This is a genomic window from Dactylosporangium sp. NPDC050688 (assembly GCF_040654515.1).
In the GTDB taxonomy this organism is placed as follows: Bacteria; Actinomycetota; Actinomycetes; order Mycobacteriales; family Micromonosporaceae; genus Dactylosporangium.
The window spans coordinates 43,603-52,901 of sequence record NZ_JBFAIC010000076.1; the positions used below are offsets into that span (position 1 = coordinate 43,603).

7 protein-coding genes are annotated in these 9,299 nt (G+C 74.6%); 3 read left to right on the forward strand and 4 right to left on the reverse strand.

The window, feature by feature from the left end; all coding sequences use genetic code 11:
* Positions 1–6: 6 nt before the first annotated feature.
* Positions 7–162, forward strand: coding sequence for a DUF6131 family protein (locus tag AB0H83_RS43905; protein WP_203853177.1), 156 nt, complete (start codon positions 7–9; stop codon positions 160–162).
* 134 nt (positions 163–296) lie between these two features.
* Here the strand turns inward: AB0H83_RS43905 and AB0H83_RS43910 are convergent, their stop codons facing one another.
* Complete coding sequence (locus AB0H83_RS43910) at positions 297–2,135, reverse strand: tetratricopeptide repeat protein (protein ID WP_360107123.1); 1,839 nt, start codon at positions 2,133–2,135, stop codon at positions 297–299.
* Positions 2,136–2,219: 84 nt separating this feature from the next.
* Here AB0H83_RS43910 and AB0H83_RS43915 point away from each other — a divergent pair, with 84 nt between their 5' ends.
* Complete coding sequence (locus AB0H83_RS43915) at positions 2,220–3,743, forward strand: hypothetical protein (RefSeq protein WP_360107126.1); 1,524 nt, start codon at positions 2,220–2,222, stop codon at positions 3,741–3,743.
* Positions 3,744–3,771: 28 nt separating this feature from the next.
* On the opposite strand, the gene AB0H83_RS43920 is transcribed toward AB0H83_RS43915, so the two are convergent.
* Genes AB0H83_RS43920 through AB0H83_RS43930 form a run of 3 tightly spaced genes read right to left on the reverse strand, consistent with a single transcriptional unit; the run spans position 3,772 to position 6,288 of the window.
* Positions 3,772–4,278 (reverse strand): NUDIX domain-containing protein, encoded by a 507-nt coding sequence (locus AB0H83_RS43920; RefSeq protein ID WP_360107129.1) that lies wholly within the window; start codon positions 4,276–4,278, stop codon positions 3,772–3,774.
* Entirely contained in the window at positions 4,265–4,666 is a 402-nt protein-coding gene (locus AB0H83_RS43925; protein WP_360107132.1) for a PPOX class F420-dependent oxidoreductase, read from the reverse strand. The genes AB0H83_RS43920 and AB0H83_RS43925 overlap by 14 nt, the downstream gene beginning before the upstream one ends.
* Positions 4,663–6,288 (reverse strand): ABC-F family ATP-binding cassette domain-containing protein, encoded by a 1,626-nt coding sequence (locus AB0H83_RS43930; RefSeq protein ID WP_360107135.1) that lies wholly within the window; start codon positions 6,286–6,288, stop codon positions 4,663–4,665. Before AB0H83_RS43930 ends, AB0H83_RS43925 begins: the two co-directional genes overlap by 4 nt.
* Before the next feature lie 118 nt (positions 6,289–6,406).
* On the opposite strand from AB0H83_RS43930, the gene AB0H83_RS43935 reads away from it, so the two are divergent.
* A complete protein-coding gene (locus AB0H83_RS43935; RefSeq protein WP_360107138.1) occupies positions 6,407–8,572 on the forward strand; it encodes an MDR family MFS transporter in 2,166 nt (721 codons plus the stop codon).
* Positions 8,573–9,299: the final 727 nt, after the last annotated feature.

Genomic DNA, 9,299 nt, shown 5'->3' on the forward strand with positions numbered 1-9,299 from the left:
CTGAACATGATCGTCCTTGGCCTGATCCTCTTCCTGCTCGGGCTTTTCCTCCACGTCGGCATCCTGGAGACGATCGGCATCGTGCTGCTGATCGTGGGCGCAGTGCTGTGGATCCTGGGCGCCGTCGGCCGCCCCCTCGCCGGGCGCCGCCATTACTGGTAGCTCATCCCGCACTTGCTCCGATGGCCGGCGGTTCCCCGCCGGCCATCGGCGTTTCCGGGTCGCGCTGGTATTGCAGCCATACGGCGCTATGTTGATGAGCGCCGGCCGTAAAAAGCCGCTGAATTCGCCGCCGGCTATCGGCGGCGGCGGAAGAGCCGGCCGAACCTCGACGGGGCGGCCGGCTTCCCAGCGGCCGGCTTCGCCGCCGCCGGTGCGCGGTCCGCGGCGGCGGTCACCTCGTCGGCGAGGGCCAGGACGTCCGGGACCATGTCCGGCACGGCGTGCACCAGCGCCGCCAGGGAGTCGCGGATCGTCACCGCCCTGGTGCGGGACGCCTGGACCGCGGCCAGGAACCGGCGGCCGACGGTGTCGCAGACCTCGACCCGGCAGGCCGGGTCGAGCCAGGCGGCGACCGTCAGCGCGAACAGCGCCGCGTCCGTCGTCCAGTCCTCCACGCCCCACGCGATGTCGGTGAGCAGCCGCCGCTGGGCGGTGGTGTCGCCCGGGTCGGCGGGGTTGCGCAGCTCGCCGCAGTGCAGCAGGCCGAGGCACGCGAACACCTGCGCCGAGCGTTCCCACCAGCCGTCGGGCAGCTCCGCGTACCGGGCGGGCCGGGCCGGCGGGTGCACCAGCAGCGACAGCAGCTGCTCGGCCGGCAGCTCGCCGAGCGGCAGCGCGTGGTCGTACGCCGCGACCGGGTGCGGCCAGGCCGGCCCCGCGATGCCGGCGAGGAGGGCCTGGGCGGCCGGGCTCGCCGGTTCGACCGTCGGGTAGGCGGTGGTGCCGTCGTACCGCCACAGCACCCGCACCGGTTTCAGCGGCCGCACCAGGTCCTGCGGGGCGGGGCCGGCCACGTCGAGCGTGACCCGGGGCAGCTCCCGGCGCAGCAGCGCCAGCGCGCTGGGCACCTCGAGGGCGGACAGCGCCACCCCGCCGTCCATCGTGGCCCGCTGGTCGGCCGGCACCCGGTGCAGCATGTTGACGCACGCCTCGGTCGGGCCGGTGACCCGGCCGAGCCAGGCGCGGCGATCGCAGGCCTGCGCCAGGTCGGTGTGCTCGTGGCTGACCACGGGGTGCTCGCGGATGAAGTCGACCAGTGCGACCAGGTGCCGCACCTGCCCGTCGCGCTGGAAGCGCAGCCGCTGCGCGGTGTGCACGGCGCAGTCGTAGTCGGCCTGGCCGCGCATGCCCTCATCGAGCAGCGCGATCGCCTCGTCGACGCGGCCGGAGTCGGCGAGCCAGTTGGCCATGTCGGCGCACAGGTCCATCTCCTGCGGCGTGGCCCGCCACGCGCCGCGCATGACTTTCAGCGCCGCGTCCAGCTGGCCGTCGGCGCGCAGGGCGTACGCGTACCAGACCGACGTGAGCTTGTCGGGGCGCAGGCGGTGGCCGCGGGCACCCCAGCGGACCGCCTCCGCGGTGTCGCCGAACCTGCGGCCGAGCCCGGCGGCGGCGCCGTGCAGCAGCGCGTGGTCGGGGTGGGCGCGCAGCGAGCGTCGGGCGAGGTCCAGGTACACCTCGTTGGCCTTCGCGACCGGTGCCGGCGCCGGGTCGCCGAGCCGCTGCATCACCCCGACGAACAGCCGGGCCAGCTCGTCCGGGTCGAGGCCGGCGGGGTCCACGGCCCGCACCCAGCTGACGTCGGCCCACGGCTGGTGCGGATCGAACCCGGTCGCCTGCGCCAGCATCCGCAGCGCCCCGAGCGGGTCGGCGGGCGCCGTCACGTGCGCCCGGGCGACGACCGTGCCGATGAACGCCGGCTCCCGCAGCGGGAACAGCTCCGCGACCCGGCCGCCGGCCCGCGCGGTCAGGGCCGCCAGCAGCTCGTGGACCTCCGGCAGCCGCGGCGCCCACGCGATCGCGCCGGCCAGGTGCTCGGCGGCGTGCTCGAGGTCGTCCTCGGCGAGCGCCACCCGCGCGAGGGACAGCTCACCGTGCGCCTGCGCCACCGGGTCTTCGACATCGTCGGCCACCCGCGGAGAGTAGAGCACGCGCAGGGGTGACGTCGCGTGGCATGTGGTCAGCGCCGAGCGTCGATGCACGGTAGCGTCGCCGGCATGACCGACGTCAAACCGCTGCGTGAGCTCGCACCGCACCTGATCTGGGAGGGGGTGCTGCTGCTCGCCGCCGCGGGCGTCGTCGCCGGCCTCTACAACGCCAACTCCGCCGTGTTCACCCGCGGGCAGGTGTGGGCCGGCATCGCGATCCTCGGCTTCGCCGCCTGCGGCCTGGCCCTGTCGCTGCGCACCGCCACCCCCAACCTGGCGATCGCGCCGATCGCGGTGCTCGCCGGCTGGGTCTTCGTCACGCGGACCAACGACGGCGCGTCGGTCGCCGTCGCGTTCCTCCTGGCCGTCCTCGCCGCCGCCGGCGTCGGCCTGGTCCTCGCCCTGATCGTCGGGCTGACCGCGCTGCCCGGCTGGGCGGTAACCCTCGGCGGCGGGTTCATCGTGTCCGCGGCGGTGCTCGAGGCTACCGGGGGGCGCATCGAGCCGCTGGCCCGCGCCGCCCGCATGACGACCGGCTTCGGGGTGTGGGCGGCGGTGTTCGTCGTCGTGTCGATCGGCGGGGCGGTGGTGTTCGCGGTCCCGGCGGTACGGCAGCTGCTCACGGCCAACCGTCCCGTCGCCGGCGGTGACGAGCCGGGCCGGTGGCGCCCCGCGAAGCTCGTCGGCGCCCTGGTCGGGGTCGCCGGCTCCGCGGTCCTCGCCGGCGTCTCCGGGATCCTGTCGGCGCGGCTCACCGGTGGCGCCATGGTCACCGACTCCGGCCAGCTGCCGTACGCGCTTGCCGCCGTCCTGCTCGGCGGGGTCAGCGTCCTGGGCCGCCGGGCCGGCGTGGCCGGTGTCGTGCTCGCCGTGGTCATCGTCGACGGGGTACGCCGCTGGCAGCTGCTCGAGGGCGTGGGCGCCCCGGTGGCGCTGCTGACGACGGCGGTCCTGGCGGTGCTCGGGCTGCTGGTGGTCTGGCTGCTGGAGCTGATCGGCCGGCGGGTGGCGCCGCTGTCCGCGTTCCCCGGTGCGCCGGCCGCTGCCTTCCCTGGCTCGCCGCCCGCCGGGTTTCCCGGTTCGCCGGTCGCCGCTTTCCCCGGTTCGCCGGTGGCCGCGTTCCTCGGTGCGCCCGGGGCCACGAGCGCGTTCCCCGGTCCGCCGCCGGGCGCCGGGCCGGTTGCGGGGCAGGTGCCGGGGCCGGCCGGGTTCGTGCCGGCCGGGGCGTCCTCGCCGGTGCCGCCGGTGTACCCACCGGGATCGCCGGCCGGGATCCCCGCGCAGCCGGCCGGGCCCGTGTCCGCGCTGCCCGGCACCTACCCGCCGGGCGCGTACCCGCCGCCTCCGCCGCCGACCTCGGATGGTCCGGCGTTCGGTCAGCCCACGTACCCGGCACCGCCGGCCGGTGCACCCGGGTACCCGCCACTGCCGCCGCCACCTCCGGGCAGCCAGCCGATCATCCCGCAGCCGTGGACGGTCCCCGGCGCAGGTGCCGCGCCGCAGGTGCCGTCGCAGCCGGTGTCGCCGCCGGTCAGCGGCCCGCCGAACGCCGGCCCGCCGGCCCCGCCGCCGGCCTGGCCGCCGCAGCAGTGACGTCGATGTGACCCGCGTGCCCGGCGGGTCACATCGACGGTTCGGTCAGCGCCGGATGGCGCGACCCGGCGGGGGCGAACCATGCCTCCTTCGCGTCGCGCAGCGCCATCTCGACCCGCAGCCGCGAGTAGGGCTCCATCTCCGGCAGGTCCGCCGGGTCGAACCAGGCGACGTCGAGGGACTCGTCGTCGGCGACCCGGGCGGTCCCGCCGACGGGCCGGCACAGGAACGTCACGTTCAGGTACTCGCACCGGTCGCCGTTGGGGTAGTGCACGGGGTGCGAGGCGACGCCGAGGAGCCGCTCGACCACCACGTCGACGCCGGCCTCCTCACGGACCTCCCGCACGACCGTGTCCGCCGGCTGCTCACCCGGCTCGACCATGCCGGCCAGCACCGCCCACCGGCCGGTGTCGCTGCGCTGCCCGAGCAGCAGCCGGCCCCGCTCGTCGACCACGATCGCGCTGACGCCGGGCAGGAGCAGCACGTCGTGGCCCACGTGCGCGCGCATGACCCGGACGTAGTCAGGAATCCCCATCCGGTGACCGTACCGGCACCGCGGGACGCACGGTGCCCAGCACTCTGGTCACCGAGATGACGATGACGACCCGCGCCGGGTTCGGGCGGGGGGTCCTGTACCGCTGCGCGTAGCGGCGCTCGGCGTCGGCGACGGCCGCCGGGTCCTCCTCGACGACGGCGGTGCCCTCGAGGGTCGTCCACCGGCGCCCGTCGACCTGGCAGACCGCCACCCTCGGGTTGCCGCGCACGTTGCGGACCTTCTGCGACGTGCCCGACGTGATCACCCGGGCGGTGCCCGTCGCCGGGTCGTACGTGACGCCGACCGGCGCGACGTGCGGGGTACCGTCGGCGCGCACGGTGGTGATCGTGCACAGGTGCCGTTCGGTCCAGAACTCCTCGTCGCTCACCGGACGGTGACCTTCCCCTCGTGCACGTCCACGTGGCGGGTCGTGCGGACCGACTCCAGCATCCGCCGGTCGTGGGTGACCAGCAGCAGGGTGCCCGGGTACCCGTCCAGCGCCGACTCCAGCTGCTCGATCGCGGGCAGGTCCAGGTGGTTCGTCGGCTCGTCGAGCACCAGCAGGTTGACCCCGCGCCCCTGCAGCAGCGCCAGCGCCGCCCGGGTCCGCTCGCCCGGCGACAGGCTCGCCGCCGGCCGCAGCACGTGGTGCGCCTTCAGCCCGAACTTGGCCAGCAGCGTGCGGACGTCCGCCGGCTGCAGCTGCGGGGCCGCCGCGCAGAACGCGTCCAGCAGCGGCGCGTCGCCGAGGAACAGCCCGCGGGCCTGGTCGACCTCGCCGACGACCACCCCGGGACCGAGGGCCGCGGTGCCGCTCGCCAGCGGGATCCGCTTGAGCAGCGCGCCGAGCAGGGTCGACTTGCCGGAGCCGTTCGCGCCGGTGATCGCGATCCGGTCGGCCCAGTCGACCTGCAGGTCCACCGGCCCGAGCGTGAACGAGCCCCTGGTCACCACCGCCCGGTTCAGCGTCGCCACGATCGCGCCCGCCCGCGGCGCGGCGGCGATCTCCATCCGCAGCTGCCACTCCTTGCGCGGCTCCTCCACGATCTCGAGCCGCTCGATCAGCCGGTCGGTCTGGCGGGCCTTGGACGCCTGCTTCTCCGTCGACTCGATCTTCTTGCCCTTGCCGATCTTGTCGTTGTCGGGCTGCTTGCGCCGCGCGTTCTTGATGCCCTTCTCCATCCACGCCCGCTGCATGCGCGCCCGCGCCTCGAGGTCGGCCTTCGTATCGGCGTAGTCCTCGTACGCCTCCCGGGCCCGCCGCTTCGCGATCGCCTTCTCCTCCAGGTACGCCGCGTAAACGCCGCCGAAGAAGTTCACCTGCTGCTGGGCGAGGTCCAGCTCCAGCACCCCCGTCGCGGTGCGGGCCAGGAACTCCCGGTCGTGGCTGACGATCACCGCGCCGGCCTTGAGCCCCTGCACGAACCGCTCCAGGCGCTCCAGGCCGTCCAGGTCGAGGTCGTTGGTCGGCTCGTCGAGCAGGAACACGTCGTACCGTGACAGCAGCAGCGACGCCATCCCGGCCCTTGCGGCCTGGCCGCCCGACAGCGCGGTCATCGGCAGGTCCAGCTCCACGGCCAGGCCCAGGTCGGCGGCCACGGCCGCGGCGCGTTCCTCGAGGTCGGCCCCGCCGAGGGCGAGCCACCGCTCCAGCGCGTCGGAATACGCGTCCGGGTCCTGCTCGATGCGCTCGACCGCCGCGTCCATGCGCGCCTGCGCGTCGGCGACCCCGGTGCGGCGGGCCAGGCACTGCAGCAGCGTCTCGCCCTCGCGGCGGTCCGGCTCCTGCGGCAGGTACCCGATGATCGCGCTCGGCGGGTTGAGCGCGAAGCCGCCCGCCTCCGTCGGCAGCAGCCCAGCGAGGGTGCGCAGCAGCGTCGACTTGCCCGCCCCGTTGGCCCCGACCAGGCCGATCACGTCGCCCGGCGCGACGACCAGGTCCAGCCCGGAGAACAACGCCCGGTCACCGTGACCTGCCGCGAGTTCCTTGACCACGAGCGTGGCGCTCACCACGTACCTCCGCAAAAGTTGTCGTACCCCGCGCATATTGTGTCTGAGCGCGCCGAACGGGGGACCTCGGAGTAGCGTGATTTCCGAAACGCGATCGGCTCGTAACGGGAGAGACGCCTTGAGCACAGCCACCGCCGACGAAACTGCCCTGACCCACCGCCAGATCCTCACGATCCTCGGCGGGCTGATGATGGCGATGTTCCTGGCCGCCCTCGACCAGACCATCGTGTCCACGGCCATGCGCACCATCGCCGACGACCTGGGCGGATTCTCCATCCAGGCGTGGGCGACCACGGCGTTTCTCATCACGTCGACGATCGCGACGCCGCTGTATGGCAAGCTGTCGGACATCTACGGCCGCAAGCCGTTCATCCTCTTCGCCATCGGCATCTTCATCCTCGGCTCGGTACTGTGCGGCCTCGCCGGTTCGGTCTACCAGCTCGCCGCCTACCGCGCGGTGCAGGGCATCGGCGCCGGCGGCCTGTTCTCCCTCGCGTTCGCCATCATCGGTGACGTCGTGCCGCCCCGCGAGCGCGCCAAGTACCAGGGCTATTTCCTGGCCGTGTTCGGCACCTCCAGCGTCCTCGGCCCGGTCCTCGGCGGCTTCTTCGCCGGCGCCGACTCCATCCTCGGCGTCACCGGCTGGCGGTGGATCTTCTACATCAACGTGCCGATCGCCCTCGCCGCGTTCCTCGTCGTCATGCGGGTCCTGCACATCCCGCACCGCCGCCAGGACCACCGCATCGACTGGCCCGGCGCGCTGGCGCTCATCGTCTGCCTGGTGCCGCTGCTCACCGTCGCCGAGCAGGGCCGCGAGTGGGGCTGGGGCTCCGGCCGCTCCCTGCTGTGCTTCGGCATCGGCGTGGTCGGCCTGGTGCTGTTCCTCATCGCCGAGTGGTCCTACAAGGACGAGGCGCTGCTGCCGCTGCGCCTGTTCCGGGGCCGCACCTTCTCGGTCGCCTCGACCAGCAGCTTCATCCTGGGGATCGCGATGTTCGGCGGCCTGCTCACGCTGCCGCTCTATCTGCAGATCGTGAAGGGCGCCAGTCCCACCGAGGCCGGCCTCATGCTGCTGCCGCTGGTCCTGGGCATCATGACCGGCTCCATCGTGTCCGGCCAGGTGATCGCGCGCACCGGCAAGTACCGCAAGTTCCCCATCATCGGCTCGCTGCTCATGGTCGCCGCGCTCGCACTGTTCTCCCGCATCGGCGCCGACACCCCGCTGTGGCAGACGATGCTGGTCATGGCCTTGATGGGGCTCGGCCTCGGCGGCAACATGCAGCCGATCATCACCGCCGCCCAGAACGCGGCCAACCCGCGCGAGATCGGCGTGGCCACCTCCACGGTGACGTTCTTCCGCTCGATGGGCGGCACCGTCGGCGCCGCGGTCTTCCTCTCCGTGCTGTTCAGCCTGCTGCCGGAGAAGATCAAGGCCGCCTTCATCGCCGCCCAGTCGACGCCGGAGTTCCAGGCCGCAGCCCGCGCCAACCCCGAGCAGCTGCAGGGCATCCAGCAGGCCGGCACCTCGGGCAGCGCCAGCTCCTTCAACGACACCTCGTTCGTCAACAACCTCGCCGCCGCCCTCGCCCACCCCTTCAAGGTCGGCTTCTCCGACTCGATGAGCGTGGTGTTCACGGTCGCGGCGGCCATCATGGTCGTCGGCTTCTGCGTCATCCTGTTCCTGCCGGAGATCCCGCTGCGCTCGCTGTCCGCCGCGCAGCAGCGAGCCCAGGAGGACGCCGAGTCCGCGTCCGCCGCCGGGCCTGCCACGGGCTCCCCGTCGACCGGCGCGCCGTCGGGCGCCGCCTCGTCACCGGCGGGCGCGATGGCCGCCGGTGCATCGTCGGGCGGGCCGGGCGCGGGCGCTTCGCCCGCCGGCGCGTCAGCCGCCGGCTCGTGGGCCGCGGGCGGTGACACGGGCGGCAGCGCGGGCGGCAGCGCGGGCGGCGGGTCCGTCCCGGCCGGCGCCTCCGGCAACCCCCGCAACGGCTCGGTCGCGCCCGCAGGCACCGTCGCCACCGCCGCCGACGGCAACGGCTTCCGCCCCACCGACGGCAAGGGCTTCACCGGCGACGGCTTCAGCAGCACCGACGGCGACGGCTTCGGCCGCACTGACGTCCACGGCCACGGCCACGGCCACGGCCACGACGGCACGGGCGCCCACGCCGGGGACGGCGTCGCCGAGCCCCACACTGATCACGCCCCGCACCACGCCGCCGGCGCGCACGAGGCTGACGGTGTGGCCGCCGCGCACGACGACGTGCAGCCCCGCCATGCCCGCTGACCAGCCCCGCCATGCCCGCTGACCAGCCCCGCCATGCCCGCTGACCAGGCCAGCCATGCCCGCTGACCAGCCCCGCCATGCCCGCTGACCAGCCCCGCCATGCCCACTGACCAGGCCAGCCATGCCCGCTGATCAGGCCCGGCCCCGCCTGCGGCCGCACTGCTGGATGCGGCTGGCCCCGGCTGGCCCCGGCTGCGGCGGCCCTGCTGGTCGGGGCCGCGAGCGCGGTGCGTCGCCGACGTCGCTGGTTTGGGTCGCGGCACCGGCGGGCGGCATGGGCGCTCGCGGCACGGCCGGCAAGGGCGCTTACGCCGTGGTCGGCACGGCCGCTCGCACCGCGCACGGTGTCGTTGGGGTGCATGCCGATCACGCCGCGCACCGCGCTGCGGGTGCCCCTGAGGCCGACGGCGTGGCCGCCGCACGTAACGATGTGCAGCCCGGCCAGGCGCGCTGATCCGGCCGGGCGTCGGCTGCGGTGGCCCTGATGGCCGTGGCCGCAGGCGGATGGCACGGGTGTTCACGCTGCGGGCGGTGCCGGTGAGCCGCGCCCCGATTGCCGCCGGGCTTGGTACCTGGTCGGGGCGGGTAGTTGGCCTGTTCATCGGCTGGCGGTGCTCGGCGGGGCGGTGGGCCTGGCAGCCGTTCGGCGCTGCGCCGATGGGCAGTCGGCGAGCCGCCCCGGGCAGCCCGCCGCCCCGGGCAGCCCGCCGCCCCGGGCAGCCCGCCG

Bases quoted from the DNA above. Each gene is read 5' to 3' on its own strand.
- AB0H83_RS43915 (WP_360107126.1), top strand. From the start codon at position 2,220: ATGACCGACGTCAAACCGCTGCGTGAGCTCGCACCGCACCTGATCTGG.
- AB0H83_RS43905 (WP_203853177.1), top strand. From the start codon at position 7: ATGATCGTCCTTGGCCTGATCCTCTTCCTGCTCGGGCTTTTCCTCCAC.
- AB0H83_RS43920 (WP_360107129.1), bottom strand. From the start codon at position 4,278: ATGGGGATTCCTGACTACGTCCGGGTCATGCGCGCGCACGTGGGCCAC.